This is a genomic window from Actinomadura sp. 7K534 (assembly GCF_004348575.1).
Taxonomy (GTDB): Bacteria; Actinomycetota; Actinomycetes; order Streptosporangiales; family Streptosporangiaceae; genus Spirillospora; species Spirillospora livida.
The window spans coordinates 12,759-28,160 of record NZ_SMKB01000082.1; the positions used below are offsets into that span (position 1 = coordinate 12,759).

Here is a 15,402-nt window from a genome sequence, read left to right on the forward strand (position 1 = left end):
GGCGCCCGTATGGCTGGTCAGGACGTGAAGTAGTCCTCGAGCGCCCCGCGCCGGCGGACGTCGAGGGTGGCGCAGTGGAAGCCCCCGCCGAACGTGTTGACGGTCCGGAACGGGACGGGGATGGGGGTGAAGCCCTCCTTCTCCAGCAGCCGCAGGAGCTCGGTCTCCTGCGCCTCCACGAAGATGCGGTCCTGGTCGAGCATCAGCGTGTTCATCGCGATCCAGCGGCTGCAGAAGTACATCGTCTGGTCGGCGGGGATGGCGGGCTCGGGGCACACCACCGTGTCCCAGTCGGCGAACATCTCCGGCATCTCGGGCACCCGTTCGGGGTTGATCAGCACCCGGCCCGGCCGCAGCGGGACGAACGTGGCGTTGAGGTGCATCGGGTGGTCGTCCAGGAACGCCACCTCGTGCACCCGGAACTCGTCGCCGAGCAGCCGCCTCACCCACTCGATGCCGAACCGGTTGGTGACGTGGCTGCGCTGGACGAGGATGTCGCGGCCGAACCGCATGAAGTCGCCCGCGTCCACGATCGGCTCGAACTCGGTGATGACGGACGTCGCGTCCGGGAACGGGTCGTCCAGGGACGGCGTCTCGGGCTTGGCCGAGGCGTAGCCCGGGTTGTAGGACGCGTCGGTGAGCTGCGGCTTCGGCGCGGCGACCCAGCGGGCCCCGCGCCGGAAGTAGTCCTTGAAGATCGTCCGGAACGGGTGGGTGGCGAAGTAGTACGACCGCCACCCCATCGTCGCCTCGACGATCTGGTCGCCGGCGATCAGCGCGATGTCGCGCGGGAAGGTGTGCGACGACCCGCCGGTGGACGACCAGTCGGCGGTGCCGAACGACCGCGACTGGTCGACCGGGTCGGGCCGCCGCACCGTCACCCCCTCGCCCTCCAGGATCGACACGAACCCCTCAAGCTCCTCGCGGGCCGCCTCGACCTGCTCCTCCGGGAACCCGCCGCCGCCGTTGCGCCGGTAGAAGTCCCATGCCTCCGGCGGCACCGTCGCCTCGACCGCCGGGTGCCACGGCGGCACCGCGGCCCCGTCGATCACGCCGACGATCACCTCTTCGAGCGGGTCCCACTCGTTGTACGAGCCGACCGGCACGGATTCCTCAGCCATGGAGTTCTCAGCCATCGTGGGACGTCCTTTCGGCGGTTCGTGCGGTCACGCGCGCCTCGGGCGAGGCCGCCTTCAGCCCGTGCAGCCGGCCCCGCGGCACCAGCAGCACGTCGCCCTTCCCCAGGCGGTGCGGGTTCTCGGTGGCCCACGCGTACACGTCCACCTCGCCGGCGGTGACCTCGATGAGCCGGTCGGTGTCGTGCACGCCGGTGCTGAACGGGTCGTCCGGGCGGAGGGTGCTCGACTCGGCGTCGTCCAGCCCTGCGGACGCCAGCGAGGCCCCGGCCCGGGTGTGGTCGTCGAGGGTGTCGGCCCAGGCGATCTGGGCGCGGAAGTCGGCGTCGCCGAGCCGCAGCAGGAGCTTGGTGTCCTCGATCCCGCGCACGAGTTCGGGGATGACCAGCTCGCCGTGGGTGCGGGCCAGCCCGAGCAGGAGGTTCTCGTACGTCATCCGCCCGTGGTGGATGTCGATGTGCGCGTGCTCGTCGCAGTACTTGGCGTCCACCCGGTCGCCGTAGACGGCGCGGAGCATCGCCCCGGTGTCGGCGAACCCCTGGGCGAACAGCCACTCCAGGTAGGTCACCGCGGCCATGTAGCGGAACATCCCGCGGTGGTCCTCGGTGAGCCAGTTGAAGTAGTTCACCCCGACCAGGGAGCTGGTCAGGTAGAAGTTCCAGTACGCGTGCAGGTCGGTGCGCAGCCCGACGCTCGCCAGCATCTCCTTGAAGATCGTGCTGTGCTTGGCGCCGTACACCCCGTAGCCGAACTCGTCGAGGAAGATCTTGAAGAGCTCGGACTGCTCGGCGCCGTAGGACCCGCCCAGGTTGCGCGCCATCGCCGACGCCTCGGTCAGCGCGTCCAGCGCGAGCTGGATCAGGTGCAGCGCCGCGGCCTCCTCCGGGTGCCGGCACTCGGTGATGGCCCGCATCGTGCCGGTCACGGGCGCCGCCGCGTCCACCGCCGGGTTGTTCCCGGACGCATCGGCCGGCGCCCCCGCCTCGCCGACCTCGGCGAGGAAGTACGCCTGCAGCTCGTCCAGCGTCCGCACCGGCGGGACGGGGACGGCGTCGTCGAGGAACGAGAAGGCGTAGCGCTCCAGGCCGGGCCGGACCTGGTCGCGGAGCCGCCGCACCTCGTCGCCGTAGAACAGGTCGAAGTCGCCCTTGACCGGCGCCAGGCCCTCGGCGGGCAGCAGGATCATGTCGCTCTCGTAGGCGTTGCACAGCGCCCGCCCCGCGATGAGCTGCCCGGAGCTCAGGAACTCCGCCTCGGTCGCCGGGACGGAGAAGTCCCGGTCGCCGGTGCCGGGCGGGCCGATCGGCCGCCGGAACGGGTTCCCCTCGATGAACACCTCCGGCCCCGGCTGGAAGATCCGCTGGGCGCAGTACTCCGCGAAGGCGGTGGACCGCCCCGTCGTGGTGATCGTCATCGCGCCGCCTCCGTGACATCGCGCTCCGTGACATCCGGTTGGGCGCCGGGCTCGCTTCCGGTGCGGACGGTGAACCGGACGCACTCCCCGTCGTGCACCGCGTCCAGGACGACCGGCTCGCCGGGCTGCACGAGCACGGGCACGGGCAGGCACTGGATGGCCTGCTTCCAGTGCGAGTCGTGGCCGGGCGCGTTGTCGAGCGTTATCCCCGGCAGCAGTTCCATCTCGAACCAGAACGCGATCGCGTGCAGTCTGCCGGCGGCGGTGGGGCGGACCCGGAGCTCGTTGCCGCGGGGCGTCGCGTCCGCGGTGCGGAAGTCGAAGTCGAACACGGTCAGCGGGTCCGACAGCGTCCGGTGCTCGTGCCGGTGGAGCCGGGAGTCGAAGTACTCCAGCGTCGACAGCCGGTTGAACGGCGCCAGGTCGAACCCGTAGAGCTTGCCCACGTGGTTCTTGCGGAACAGCTGCTCGCTCTCCACCAGCTGGGCGATGATCCGCCCCCGCGAGGGCATGATCGTCGCGTCCGGGGCGAGCAGGTGCTCGCGGGCGTGCGCGATCGTGCCGAGGATGCCCTCGCCGAGCAGCCCGCAGTCGACGATCTCGGTGACCAGCAGGTCGGCGCGCCGGGGCAGGTCCTCCGGCACCGTCATCCGGGTGGACATCTTCGGCACGACGCTGACCGCGTCGTCGTATCCGGCCACCCGCACGACCCGGGAGGTCGTCTCGGCGACGGGCTCCTGCCCCTCGCACGCCACGACGTGGCGCGCCCCCGCCCGCGCGGCCATCATCGCCAGCAGTCCCGAGCCGGCGCCGATGTCCAGCACCAGCGCGTCCGGGTTCGCCGCCACCGCCTGCCGGATCGCCCGGTCGTAGAGCTCCGCGCGCTCCTCGTCGTGCAGCATCTCCCAGTGCCAGCGGGGGACGGCGCGGCGGACGGCGCGGTTCCGGCCGATCCGCGCCTCCTCGTTGTCGCGATCCAGGCCGAGGATGAGCTCGTACGCCTTGGCGGCGTCCTCGTAGCGGCCCTGGTGGTGCAGGTCGCGTCCCCAGCGCAGGAACTGCGCGAGCTCCAGGTCGTCGTCGGCGTGGATCTCCGGAACGGGATCCATCAGGTCGGATTCTGTCGGTTCCACAACCGTGCCTCCTCGGTTCGGACCAGGTGATGCTGTGCTGGCGGCGCTGTGCGGTGTCATCGGCGCGCGTCCTCCCCGGCGCCGGCCGCACCGGCGGCCGCCTCGCCCGCGGACTCGGCCGCGCAGGGCGCGTCCGGCGGCAGGTTGGCGAGGACCTCCTTGCGGATGACCGAAATCGGTTCGCCGGCTTCGTCGTCGCCGTCCGGGAGGACGACGACGGCCTCGTCGCCGCTGCGCACCATCGGCAGGCTGGTGCGCTTCACTGCCGCGACACCGACCTTGGTGCCGTGCCAGGGGCAGCTCAGCCGCCGCCCGTCCGGGGTGCGGCGGGCCAGGCTCAGCGGCCCGCCCCGGTGCGGGCAGCGGTCGAGGACCAGCAGCGCCCGCCCTTCCGTGTGCAGGACGAAGTAGCGGTCGTGGCCGACCAGCACGGTGTTGTGGCGGCTCAGATCCATGACGATGACGCGGGCCATCTGCTCCTCTTGTCGTTCGGGCACGGCCGGGTGACGGTCGGGGGACGGCACCGGCATGGCGCGGGCATGCGAAACCGGGGTACGGGGTCGGGTGTCCGGTGAGGTGTGCGGCTCACCGGCGACTTGCGGAAGCGGTGGACGCCGTTCCGGACGACGCCCGGGAGTCGGATCAGCCGTCCGGGGTCACGGCATGGAGCAGGTAGTCGCATGCGGCGGCCGTCGACCGCACGCCGTAGAGCCGGCCGGCCGGGATCAGCACGGCGTCGCCGCGGGCCAGCCGCTCGGGCGGGCCGGTCGGGGTGGTGATGAGCTCCGCCTCGCCGCGCTCGACCTCCAGGACCATGGAGTCGTCATGGCTCCGCGTCCCGAACGGGCTGTCCGGCGTGAGCGCGACCCGCCGCGGCTCCGGCCCGAGCCGGACCGTTCCCGCGAGGTCCCGGTGCCGGGGGAGGTCGTCCGACCAGCGGATCTGCGCCGCGGTGTCGTCCTCGAACCAGCCGCCGATGAGCCTGGCCTCGGCGACGCCGCGCATCAGCTCCGGCACGACCCGCGGCCCGTGCCTGGCGGCCAGCGCGAGCAGCACCTCTTCCCTGGTGATGCGCCCGTGGTGCTCGTCGATATGCGCGTGCTCATCGCAGTAATGCAGATCGACGTTATCCCCGAAGATGTCCCGGAAGACCTTCACCATCTCCACGAACGCGGGCGCGAAAACCGCTTCCGCATACGTCACCGCACCCGCGTACCGGAAGAACTTGGCGTGATCGCGGGACAGGTAGTAATAGTAGTTGTTCGTGGCCAGCGGGCCGGCGAGGTAGAAGTTCCAGTACGCGTGCACATGGGTCGCCATGGCACGGCTGCGCAGCATCTTGGCGAAGATGGTGGTGTGCTTGGCGTCGTAGACCCCGTACCCGAATTCGTCGATGAAGATCTTGAACAGGGCGGATTGCTCGGGTCCGTAGGCGCCGGCGAGGTTGCGCGACATCGCGGACGCCTCGGTGAGGCCGTCCAGCGCGAGCTGCACCAGGTACAGGTCGGCGGCGCTCTCCCGGTCGCGCGCCGCGGCGATGGCGGCCAGCGCGGGCGATGGACCGTTCTCGGCCTCGGCGACGACGTGCTGGAAGTAGGCGTCGAGGATCTCGGGGGTGGCGGCGCCGCTGACGTCCACGGCGTCGTCGAGGCAGGCGAACGCGAAACGCTCCAGGGCCGAGACGGACGATTCGCGGAGTTCGCGCAGCTCAGAGCCGTAGAAGAGGTCGAAGTCGGCGTGCAGGGGGGCGAGTCCCTGCTCCGGGAGCAGCACTGTTTCGGCCTCATAGAAGGTGCCGAGCAGCCGGTGCGCGCTGAGGGAGCGGTGTGCGGCCCACTCGCCGGCGGACGGCGGCCGGTCGAAGTCGGCCTCGGCGAGCGCGTCCGGGACCAGCATCCGGCGGTAGGGGTTGGGAGGGTGCAGTACCTGGGCGTCACCCTGGAAGAGCGGGCTGCGGGCGAACGAGATGATCCGCTTCCCCAGGGTGCGGTCGATTTCTTCCTCGGCAGATTGGATTGTCATTTAGTTATACCGTTCACCTGACTACTTCATGGGGCCGGGTGTAGTTGAGTGCGCCTTCCCGATGGTGACGGAAAAGAACGCAAGAACGGTTTGCGGTTCGTTGGCGGGTAGGTCGGGCGTTGCTGCAGTGGAATAGGACTCTCCCGGATGGTGAACAGAGAGTCCCCCCACGCGGTGGCACGCTAACAAAGGCAGCTGATCTGATCAATGATCAACTTTGCCTTCATTGGGAAGATGATCTGGCAACTCTTGTGCGCGGCGGTACCGGTCAGGCCGCCGCCGTATTAGTGGTCTCCGCATCCCGGGCGCGGTCGCCGGCGCGGTCGGCATTCCTTGCGGATGCGCTGACCTCGGTGTTGCGCCGTCCGCGGCGCCCTCCGGAGCCCGGTGGCGTCTCCCGGCGGCGGGCCGGACGCACCCGCCGGACACTAATCGGGGGGTCTCCCCGCTTAGATGACCGTATTCGGCAGCTTGTGGACATCTAGGGCGCCCGCCGCCGCGGAACGGGACCGCTACGGCGGGGCCGCCTTCGACGAGACGGTCATGGTGATCGCCCGCGGGGTCGACCGCCAGAGCCCCGTCCCCGCCCGGTAAAGCCCTGCTCAGCGGCGCGGGCTCGGCCGGCCCGGGGTCAGGCCCGAGGTCAGGCCCGAGGTCAGGAAGGTGCGGCGGTAGGCGGACGGTGAGGTCTTCATCGCCCGCGCGAAATGGTGCCGGAACGTCGCCGGGCTCTCGAAGCCGACCGCGGCGCCGACCTCCTCGACCGGGGTACCGCCCTCCTCCAGCAGCGGCAGGGCGGCCATGATCCGCTGGGCGATCACCCAGCGCAGCGGGCTCGTCCCCGTCTGCCGGTGGAAGTGCCGGAGGAACGTGCGCGGCGCGAGGCGCGCCTCCCGGGCCATCCGCGCGACCGTGATCGGCTCGGCGAGGTGCGCCAGCGTCCACGCCATGGCGCGGGCGACCGCGTCGTCCGCCGCGGGCGGGGTCACGGCCGACTCCACGAACTGCGCCTGCCCGCCCTCCCGGTGCGGCGGGACGACCAGCCGCCGCGCCACCGCGTTCGCGACCCGGGCACCGTGGTCCTTGCGGACGAGGTGCAGGCACAGGTCGAGCCCGGCCGCGCTCCCGGCGCCGGTGAGGACGTCTTCACCGTCCACGTACAGGACGTCCGGGGTCACCCGGACCTGCGGGAACCGGCGCCGCAGCAGGTCCGCGTGCCGCCAGTGCGTGGTGGCCTCGCGCCCGTCGAGCAGGCCCGCCGACGCGAGCGCGAAGGCGCCCGAGCAGATCGACACGACGCGGGCGCCGCGCGAGTGCGCCGCCCGCAGCGCCGCGACGACCTCGGGGGCGGGGTCGCTCCGGACGTCGGGCACGGCGACGACCATGACCGTGTCCGCGGACGCGAACGCGTCGAGGCCGTGCTCGGCCGTCATCGTGAATCCGCCGACCGCGCGCATCGGGCCGCGCTCCGCCGAACAGACCAGCAGTTCGTACCAGGGGACATCCACCTCCGGGCGGGGCAGCCCGAAGACCTCCACGACCAGGCCGAGCTCGAACGGCGCCATCCCGTCGAACGCGAGCACCGTCACCGTGTGCCGCCGCGCCGGGGGAGTCACGAGCATGGCGAAATCTTAACGAGGGCAGGCATTTACGCCACTGTTCGGCCGGATCGCCACAACCGCAGGATTGAGACGCCCGCAGGAGATCCCCAGGCCGAGGAGCACCGATGAGCGCCTTTCCCCCTGCCGCGTCGAGCGCGGAGGCCGTCCGCCACTTCGCCGCCCGCCTGTCGTTCGAGACCGACGTGTCGGACGTGGCGGCCCACATGGGCACCGGCGCCATCGTCGTCGTCGACACGCGCAGTACCGAAAGCTGGGACCAGGGCCACATCCCGGGTGCCGTCCACCTGCCGACCGCCGACATCGCCGGCCGTGCCGCGACGCGCGTGCCCGTGGGCACGACCGTCGTCGTCCACTGCTGGGGTCCCGGCTGCAACGGTGCGACGAAGGCCGCCCTGGAGTTCGCCAAGCTAGGATTTCCGGTGAAGGAGATGATCGGGGGCTTCGAGTACTGGGCCCGCGAGGGGCTCCCGGTCGAGACCGGCGAAGGGGTCGTCCGGCGCTCCCCCGACCCGCTCACCGCCCCCGTGACCGCCGTCTCCTGTGACTGCTGACACGCCCGGAAACCGCTGACGCCGAATGTTCCGGCGGGGACAGGGCATAAGGAGGCGGTCCGGCGACGTTAGACTCTAGGAATCACTCTCGGCGCCCCCATGGCGTCAGGCTCGTCCTTGTAGCCCACTCACTCCGTGGTGCCTCCCGAGACGTGCCCCCCTCTCGGAAGGTAATGCGTGACCACAGCTGCCGCTGCACAGGACCCGTCCATGCCCGCGACCGCGGACGAAGAGCGGGTTCCCTCTTTCGCCGAGCTCGGCCTGCCGCCGGTGCTGGTGACCGCCCTGACCCGTCAGGGCATCGACTCCCCGTTCCCGATCCAGGCCGCCGCGATCCCCGACGTCATGGCGGGGCGCGACGTCCTCGGGCGCGGTAAGACGGGCTCCGGCAAGACCCTCGCGTTCGGTCTGCCGCTCCTCGCCCGCCTATCTGGCCGCAAGGCCGCGCCGAAGCGCCCGCTGGCGCTCATCCTCGTGCCGACCCGCGAGCTCGCCCAGCAGGTGCAGACCAACCTGGAGCCGCTCGGCCGCGGGCTCGGGCTCCGCTTCAAGACCGTCATCGGCCAGACCTCGATGTTCAAGCAGATCGACGCGCTGCGCCGCGGCGTCGAGATCCTCGTCGCCACCCCCGGCCGCCTCAAGGACCTGATGCGGCAGGGCGCCTGCGACCTGTCCGACATCGAGATCGCCGTGCTGGACGAGGCCGACCACATGGCCGACATGGGCTTCCTGCCCGACGTCACCGACATCCTCGACGCCGCCAAGCGCGGCGGGCAGCGGCTGCTGTTCTCCGCCACCCTCGACAAGGACGTCGACGTCCTGGTCAAGCGCTACCTGCACGACCCGGTGACGCACGCCATCGGCCCGGTCGACGAGTCCGTCGACACCATGGAGCACCACCTCCTGCTGGTCGCGCCCAAGGAGAAGGCCGCCGTCACCGCCGAGATCGCCAACCGCGAGGGCCGGACGATCCTGTTCGCCCGCACCAAGCACGGCGTCGACCGGCTGGCCAAGCAGCTCGTCCAGGTCGGCGTCCGCGCGGCGGGCCTGCACGGCGGCAAGAGCCAGGGGCTGCGCACCCGTACGCTCGCCGAGTTCCGCGAGGGCTCGATCAGCGTGCTGGTCGCCACCGACGTCGCCGCCCGCGGCATCCACGTGGACGACGTGTCCCTCGTCATGCACGTCGACCCGCCCGCGGACAGCAAGGACTACATGCACCGCGCGGGCCGCACCGCCCGCGCCGGCGAGAGCGGCACGGTCGTCACGCTCGTGCTGCCGCACCAGGTGCGCGCCACGTCCGCGATGACGCGCCGCGCCGGCATCAACGCGCCCCGCACCCGGGTCACCACCGGCGACACGGAGCTGGTCAAGCTGACCGGCGCCCGCCCGCCGTCCGGCATCCCGATCGAGGGCCCGATCATCCCCGAGCGCGCCCGCCGCGAGGGCGGCGGCGGCCGGGGCCGCCAGGGCGGCGGCCGCCGCGGCGGCCGCGGCTTCGGCGGCGGCCGGGGTTCGCGCCCCTACGACCGCCAGGACGGCGGCCGTCCCCGCGGTGACGGCGAGCACCGCGCGTCCTACTCCGGCGGCGAGCGCCGCGGTGGCGGCCCCCGCACGGGCGGCGGCTCGCACGGCGGCCGCCGCGGCACCGCCCGTCCCGCCCGCTACAACTGACCCGTCCGCTCCGAAGCCCCGCCCGGCACGCGCCGGGCGGGGCTTCGTGCGTCCGCCCACGGTCCGGATCGCGAGGAGCCCGACGGGCCCGCCGCATGTCCACCGATGAGGAAGATCGCAGGCCGGCGAAGTACGCCGGCGCTCATCTACGTGCCGGCGCTCCTGGTCGTGGCGGGCGTCGTCGTCGCCCGGCTTCTCAGCGGCCAGGCCCTCCCCGCCGGGGTCAGCCGGCCTCTTCGCGCAGGACGTTCTCGCTGCGGGCCTCGTTCTCCTCGCGAAGCTTGTCCTGGAGGACCTGGAGCCCTTCGAGGCCGTCCACGGAGAGCGCGGCCAGCTCGTCCAGCGACATGAGGGGATCGCTGCGCAGCGGGGGCTGCCAGCCGTTCTCCTTGTCGTGGCTGCGCAGGATCCTGGCGGGGACGCCGCCGATGACCGCGTGGTCGGGGAACTCGCCGCGGACGACCGCGCCGCCCGCCACGGCCACGTTCCGGCCGAGCCGGGTGCCGGGGAGGATGATCGCGCCGGTGCCGATCCAGCAGCCGTCCCCGATCACGACGGGGTTGTTCTCCGGCCACTGCCGCCCGATGGGCGTGTGCAGGTCGCCGTAGGTGTGGTTCTGGTCGGTGATGTAGACGTTGGGGCCGGTGAAGACGTCGTCCCCGATCTCGATCGACTGGTGGCCGACGATGTGGGTGCCGCGGCCGAGCGAGCAGCTCGCGCCGATGCGGACGACGACGTCGGGCCCCAGGTCGAGGCCGGGCACGAAGCCCGCCGAGATCGTCACGTGCGTGCCGACCAGCGTGTGGTCCCCGATCGAGATCCACGGCTCGCCGTAGATGGACCCGACGGGGAAGCCGATGCAGGCGCCCTCGCCCAGGTACGCGAACTTGCGGCGGCCCGGCGTGTGCGGAGTGATCTCGCCGTGCCGCTGCACCCATGTCCAGGTGCGGTGCACGGCCGTGTGCACGCCCTGGCGCGCCCGGAGCCTGGCCCGGGCCGCCAGCACCTGCGGGAGCGAGCGCTTCGGCGACATGGCGTTCACCGTACCGGTTGGTAGCAACCGTGGGACAGGAGGGACGGAAGAGCAGGGCCCCGCCCCGCCGCGCCGATCCGCCCGCGCACGGCGAAGGGCCCGGCCGTGCACGGCCGGGCCCTTCAACCGGAAACGCGCAGTCCCCGCGCTATTGCGGAGAATGCACCTGACCGTCGACATCGGCGCCGGTGACCGTCATGGAGTCCGCCGACGTGGCGTCCCCCGCGTGCTCACCGGAACCCTTGGTCAGATCGCGGATGGTGCCGCGCCTTGTGGCGACCACACCGGCCACGCCCACCGCGGTGACCACGCCCATCATCGCCATGAAGGCGCCGCGCCCGGACTTGGACCGCCGCGGCGGTTCCACCCGGTGGGCGGTGTCGGTCAAGAACGTGCTCACCCGCGGTGCGAGCCCGGTCTCCACGTACCGGGCCGCCTGCCGGAGCTTCGGTGCGCTCCAGCCGCGGACGGCCATGACACGCTCGTCCGCGGCGGGTCTGATCCGCTCCGCCGCGGAGGAGGCACCTTGCCGGCACATCTCGGCGCCTTGCCGGTACATGCCGGTGCCCTGGCGGGCGGCCTGGCGGGCGGCCTCCTGCACGCGGTCGAGCCGCGTGAGAACCTCCTCCTGCGGCCTTCGGCGGATACTGATCATTAGGGACACGCTAACCTCCCTGTTTGCGAGGTCCTGTCGTGCAGCCTTCCCGAAGTCAGGGGGGTAAACCCCGGATGAGCCACCGCCCGTACACGCAGGGTGACATTTCGGGGCGCGGCCGGAGACCCCAAGTCCAGACGTACAGACCGACCAACTCCATGAGAGGTGGCCAGCGTGGCCAATGAGATCTTCGCGACGCTCAACACGTCGCTCGGCAAGATCGTGATCCAGCTCTACCCGGAGCATGCCCCCGAGACGGTGGCGAACTTCGTCGACCTCGCGGAGGGCAACCGCACCTGGCACGACCCGCGGACCGGCCAGAAGTCCGACGCGCCGCTCTACAACGGCACGGTCTTCCACCGCGTCATCAGCCAGTTCATGATCCAGGGCGGTGACCCGCTGGGCACCGGCACCGGCGGGCCGGGCTACGAGTTCAAGGACGAGTTCCACCCCGACCTGAAGTTCGACCGGCCCTACCTGCTGGCCATGGCGAACGCCGGGCCCGGCACCAACGGCTCCCAGTTCTTCATCACGCTCAGCGTCGGGCACACCCAGCACCTGACCGGCCGGCACACCATCTTCGGCAAGGTGATCGAGGGCACCGACGTCGTCGACCGGATCGGCCAGGTCCCGACCGCCCGGGGCGACCGCCCGCGGGAGGACGTCGTCATCCAATCGGTGACGATCGACCGCCGTTAGACGTTTCATACGGTGAGAGCCGAGAACGCGTGAGACCGGTCCCCACGGAGCCCAGATGAGCACAGATCAGAGTCCCGCTCCCGAGACCTCGGTGCCGACCTGCTACCGGCACCCGGGCCGGGAGACGTACGTGCGCTGTACGCGGTGCGACCGCTACATCTGCCCCGAGTGCATGCGGGACGCGGCGGTGGGACACCAGTGCGTCGAATGCGTCGCCGAGGGCAACCGGAGCATCCGCGGGGCGGTGCCGCGGACGCCGATCGGCGCGCGGGGCTCCACGTCCGCGGTGCCCGTCGTCTCCTACACGCTCATCGCCGCCTGCGTGCTGGCGTACCTCGCCGAGCTCGCGTCGTGGCGGGTCGTCTGGGAGTTCATGATGCTCGGCCGGGGGCTGCTGCCCGACGGCGAGGTCGGCGGGGTCGCCGAGGGCGAGTGGTACCGGCTCTTCACCACGATGTTCCTGCACCAGCGCGGCGGCACGTTCGGCATCACCCACATCCTGTTCAACATGTGGGCGCTGTACGCGATCGGCCCCGCGCTGGAGCAGGTCCTCGGCCGGTGGCGGTTCCTCGCCCTCTACGTGCTGTCGGGGCTGGGCGGCTCGGTGCTGCTGTACATGGTGGGCGCCCCGTCCGCGTCGGCGGTCGGCGCGTCCGGCGCGATCTTCGGCCTGTTCGGCGCGTTCTTCGTGGTCGGCCGGAAGCTCGGCGGGCCGGTGGGGCCGATCGTGGTGCTGCTGGTGATCAACCTGGTGATCACGTTCTCGGTGCCGGGGATCTCCTGGGAGGGCCACGTCGGCGGCCTGGTGGTCGGCGCGGTGCTGGCGGCCGCGTACGCGTACGCGCCGGCCGCGCAGCGGCGCCTGCTGCACATCGGGGCGCCGCTGCTCACCCTCGCGCTGCTCACCGCCCTGGTGGTCGTCAGGACGGCGGAGCTCAGCCCGTCCGTCGGGTAGCCGCGAACGCGCGGACGCCCCGCGATGGGCGTCCGCGCCTGTGGACAACCTGGGGACAACCGGTGCCCGGCGCCCCCTACCTGTGGATAACCCTCAGCGCCACTTGGTGGACAGGATCACGCCGAGAATGATCGCCGTGAAGCCGATGCCGAGGTTCCAGTTGTGCAGGTCGGTCATGTACGGCACCTCGGTGCCGGTGCTCGCCGTCACGTAGAAGACGGCGATCCAGGCCAGGCCGACCAGCCACAGCGCGACCATCGTCGGCACCAGCCAGCGCGGGCTGACCTCGGGGGCCTTGGACTTCTGCGGGGGCGTGTAGACGGCCTTCTTACGCGTCTTGGACTTGGCCACGGTGGGTCGATCTCCTCGGGCGTCCGGCGGCCGGAGCGCCGGACCGCGCATGGGTGCTTTGTCGGTTAGCGTAGTCGCTGGTGAGCAGAGTACGGCGTCCAGCGTGGGGAAGCATCATCCCGGTCCTCACGCTCCTCGCGGGAACGCTGTTCGCGGCGAGCGCGAGCACGGCCCGCGGCACGAGCCTGCGCGAGCAGGGCCGCACCGAGATCACCGAGCTCATCGCCGCGGAGCAGCGCCGGAGCCGCGAGGAGCGCGCCGAGTACCGGCGCCTCCGCCATGACATCGACCGTATCTCGCGTGCGGCCGGACGTCACGACGCCAGGGTGAAAGAAGCCCGCGCCGAAGCCGACCGGCTCGCGGTCCGCGCCGGTTTCACCCCGTTCAGCGGGCCCGCGCTCCGCGTCTCGCTGGACGACGCGCCGCTGCCGAAGTCCGGCGCGCTGCCCCGCGACGTCCGCCCCGACGACCTCGTCGTCCACGAGAGCGACGTCCAGGCCGTCGTGAACGCCCTGTGGGCCGGCGGCGCGAAAGCGATGCAGATCATGGACCAGCGGGTGATCTCGACGAGCGCCGTCCGCTGCGTGGGCAATACGCTGATCCTCCAGGGCGTCGTGTACTCCCCGCCGTTCCGGATCACCGCCGTCGGCGACCCGGACCGGCTCCGCGCGGCGCTCGGCACGTCCCCCGAGATCGCGGTCTACCGCAGGTACGTCCGCGCGTACGGGCTCGGCTACTCGGTGCGGACCGTGCGGAGGGCCACGCTGCCGCCCTACACCGGCAACGTGGCGATGAAGCACGCTACGGTGCCGGACTGAGAAGGAGGGTGCACCCCGGTGCGGACGCTGATCCGTGGCATGGGCGAACTGACCATCACCGCCGGCCTGGTCTTCATGCTCTTCGTCACCTACGGGCTGTGGGGAACCGGCCGGTACACCCAGGACCAGCAGGACCGCCTCGGCGACGAGATGCTGGACACCTGGCAGGCGTCCAAGGTCACCACCGAGCGGGTGAAGCTGGGCAAGGGCCTCGCCATGATCCGCATCCCCCGCTTCGGCGAGGACTGGAAGTTCGTCGTCATCGAGGGCGTGGACCGCGACGACCTCCGCAAGGGCCCCGGGCACTACCCGGGGACGGCGCTGCCCGGCGAGCTCGGCAACTTCGTGGTCTCCGGGCACCGGACGACCTACTCCGCCCCCTTCAATCGGCTCGGCGAACTCGACCGCGGCGACGAGATCCTGATCGACACCCGGGAGCAGCAGTACGTCTACAAGGTCACCGACCGCAAGATCGTGAAACCGGCCGCGACCGAGGTCACCGCCCCCGTCCCCGGCCACCCCAAGCGCAAGCCGACCGAACGCCTCATCACCCTCACCACCTGCCACCCCAAGTTCTCCGCCGCCAAACGAATGATCATCTTCGGTGAGCTGGCGTCGGCGGTGCCCCGCGTGAAGCGGACATAGCCCCCTAGGAGACCCCCGTGTACGCCTGGATCTGGCGCCACCTGCCGGGCACCTGGCAGACCAAGACCGCCACGGCCCTGGGCCTCGTCATCGCCGTGGCCGCCATCCTCTGGTACCTGGTCTTCCCCTGGCTGGAACCCAAGGTCCAGTTCGACGACGGCGTGGTCGACACCCCCACCCCCACCGCGACCCCCTGATCGCCAGGACGCGAAAAATATTCAGTTGAAATCCGTAACGTTCTACGCCCTACGGACGAAAACCATGATGAGGGTTTCCGCCATTGCCCCCGAGTGGCGGAAACCCTCGTTCTTATTGCAGTGCCCTTGGCGGTCGGGCCCTGGGGGCCCTTCCTTCGGCGGGCACTGCGTGCGATCGCTGCATCGCTCCGGCTCGCCTAGGGGCTCGCTGCGCGATCAGGTTTCTTGCTTCGCTCGAAACCTGCCTTCGGACGCGATCGCGACGGTTCACGTTGTCGCGTGGCCGGGGTGGTGGCTGGGGGCCGTGCGGCTGTGGAGTGGCCCTCGGTTGTAGGGGTTGGCCGCGCTACGTCGTCGTCTGCGGTGTTCGCGGCGTCCTCATCTCGTCCGTATCCGGGTGCTGCTGTGGTCCGTTGGGTCGTCTCCCTCTGGCCTTGGGGGCGGAGGGAGACGACGCTCGGGAGTTATCCGTCGCCGCCTGGGATGCCGGGGATGCCGGG

General features: G+C 71.3%; 17 protein-coding genes. 8 read left to right on the forward strand and 9 right to left on the reverse strand.

The window, feature by feature from the left end:
- Nucleotides 1–17 precede the first annotated feature (17 nt).
- The 5 genes from E1266_RS17905 to E1266_RS17925 all read right to left on the reverse strand — a co-directional run bounded on the left by E1266_RS17905 (nucleotide 18) and on the right by E1266_RS17925 (nucleotide 5,705).
- Entirely contained in the window at nucleotides 18–1,121 is a 1,104-nt protein-coding gene (locus E1266_RS17905) for a hypothetical protein (RefSeq protein WP_207945732.1), read from the reverse strand.
- 7 nt (nucleotides 1,122–1,128) lie between these two features.
- On the reverse strand, nucleotides 1,129–2,550 hold the full coding sequence (locus E1266_RS17910; protein WP_132048366.1) for an iron-containing redox enzyme family protein: 1,422 nt from the start codon (nucleotides 2,548–2,550) through the stop codon (nucleotides 1,129–1,131).
- Nucleotides 2,547–3,683, reverse strand: a complete 1,137-nt coding sequence (locus E1266_RS17915; protein ID WP_165966121.1) for a 50S ribosomal protein L11 methyltransferase — start codon at nucleotides 3,681–3,683, stop codon at nucleotides 2,547–2,549. The genes E1266_RS17910 and E1266_RS17915 overlap by 4 nt, the downstream gene beginning before the upstream one ends.
- 56 nt (nucleotides 3,684–3,739) lie before the next feature.
- Nucleotides 3,740–4,180, reverse strand: a complete 441-nt coding sequence (locus tag E1266_RS17920) for a Rieske 2Fe-2S domain-containing protein (RefSeq protein ID WP_165966122.1) — start codon at nucleotides 4,178–4,180, stop codon at nucleotides 3,740–3,742.
- A gap of 145 nt (nucleotides 4,181–4,325) precedes the next feature.
- Entirely contained in the window at nucleotides 4,326–5,705 is a 1,380-nt protein-coding gene (locus tag E1266_RS17925) for an iron-containing redox enzyme family protein (RefSeq protein WP_132048372.1), read from the reverse strand.
- A 453-nt stretch (nucleotides 5,706–6,158) separates the two neighbouring features.
- Here E1266_RS17925 and E1266_RS38050 point away from each other — a divergent pair, with 453 nt between their 5' ends.
- Nucleotides 6,159–6,299, forward strand: a complete 141-nt coding sequence (locus E1266_RS38050) for a hypothetical protein (RefSeq protein WP_165966123.1) — start codon at nucleotides 6,159–6,161, stop codon at nucleotides 6,297–6,299.
- Between the two features lie 8 nt (nucleotides 6,300–6,307).
- On the opposite strand, the gene E1266_RS17930 is transcribed toward E1266_RS38050, so the two are convergent.
- A complete protein-coding gene (locus tag E1266_RS17930) occupies nucleotides 6,308–7,327 on the reverse strand; it encodes a helix-turn-helix domain-containing protein (protein ID WP_132048374.1) in 1,020 nt (339 codons plus the stop codon).
- A 104-nt stretch (nucleotides 7,328–7,431) separates the two neighbouring features.
- On the opposite strand from E1266_RS17930, the gene E1266_RS17935 reads away from it, so the two are divergent.
- Nucleotides 7,432–7,878 carry a rhodanese-like domain-containing protein gene (locus E1266_RS17935; protein ID WP_132048376.1) on the forward strand — a complete coding sequence of 149 codons (447 nt, stop codon included), beginning with the start codon at nucleotides 7,432–7,434 and terminating at the stop codon, nucleotides 7,876–7,878.
- A gap of 210 nt (nucleotides 7,879–8,088) precedes the next feature.
- Nucleotides 8,089–9,549 carry a DEAD/DEAH box helicase gene (locus E1266_RS17940; RefSeq protein WP_132048378.1) on the forward strand — a complete coding sequence of 487 codons (1,461 nt, stop codon included), beginning with the start codon at nucleotides 8,089–8,091 and terminating at the stop codon, nucleotides 9,547–9,549.
- Nucleotides 9,550–9,772: 223 nt separating this feature from the next.
- Here E1266_RS17940 and E1266_RS17945 read toward each other — a convergent pair whose 3' ends face one another.
- Nucleotides 9,773–10,582: an acyltransferase gene (locus tag E1266_RS17945; protein WP_132048380.1), complete on the reverse strand. Its 810-nt coding sequence runs from the start codon at nucleotides 10,580–10,582 to the stop codon at nucleotides 9,773–9,775.
- A 148-nt stretch (nucleotides 10,583–10,730) separates the two neighbouring features.
- On the reverse strand, nucleotides 10,731–11,237 hold the full coding sequence (locus E1266_RS17950) for a hypothetical protein (protein WP_132048382.1): 507 nt from the start codon (nucleotides 11,235–11,237) through the stop codon (nucleotides 10,731–10,733).
- A gap of 174 nt (nucleotides 11,238–11,411) precedes the next feature.
- Here E1266_RS17950 and E1266_RS17955 point away from each other — a divergent pair, with 174 nt between their 5' ends.
- A complete protein-coding gene (locus E1266_RS17955; protein ID WP_132048384.1) occupies nucleotides 11,412–11,936 on the forward strand; it encodes a peptidylprolyl isomerase in 525 nt (174 codons plus the stop codon).
- A gap of 55 nt (nucleotides 11,937–11,991) precedes the next feature.
- Complete coding sequence (locus tag E1266_RS17960) at nucleotides 11,992–12,891, forward strand: rhomboid family intramembrane serine protease (RefSeq protein ID WP_132048386.1); 900 nt, start codon at nucleotides 11,992–11,994, stop codon at nucleotides 12,889–12,891.
- 93 nt (nucleotides 12,892–12,984) lie between these two features.
- Here E1266_RS17960 and E1266_RS17965 read toward each other — a convergent pair whose 3' ends face one another.
- Entirely contained in the window at nucleotides 12,985–13,242 is a 258-nt protein-coding gene (locus E1266_RS17965; protein WP_229808258.1) for a cell division protein CrgA, read from the reverse strand.
- A gap of 80 nt (nucleotides 13,243–13,322) precedes the next feature.
- On the opposite strand from E1266_RS17965, the gene E1266_RS17970 reads away from it, so the two are divergent.
- From E1266_RS17970 to E1266_RS17980, 3 genes are read left to right on the forward strand one after another with little or no spacing between them, the layout of a single operon-like run.
- Nucleotides 13,323–14,060 carry a DUF881 domain-containing protein gene (locus tag E1266_RS17970; RefSeq protein WP_132048388.1) on the forward strand — a complete coding sequence of 246 codons (738 nt, stop codon included), beginning with the start codon at nucleotides 13,323–13,325 and terminating at the stop codon, nucleotides 14,058–14,060.
- An 18-nt stretch (nucleotides 14,061–14,078) separates the two neighbouring features.
- A complete protein-coding gene (locus E1266_RS17975) occupies nucleotides 14,079–14,705 on the forward strand; it encodes a class E sortase (protein WP_243718535.1) in 627 nt (208 codons plus the stop codon).
- 17 nt (nucleotides 14,706–14,722) lie between these two features.
- Nucleotides 14,723–14,902 carry a hypothetical protein gene (locus tag E1266_RS17980; RefSeq protein ID WP_132048390.1) on the forward strand — a complete coding sequence of 60 codons (180 nt, stop codon included), beginning with the start codon at nucleotides 14,723–14,725 and terminating at the stop codon, nucleotides 14,900–14,902.
- Nucleotides 14,903–15,402: the final 500 nt, after the last annotated feature.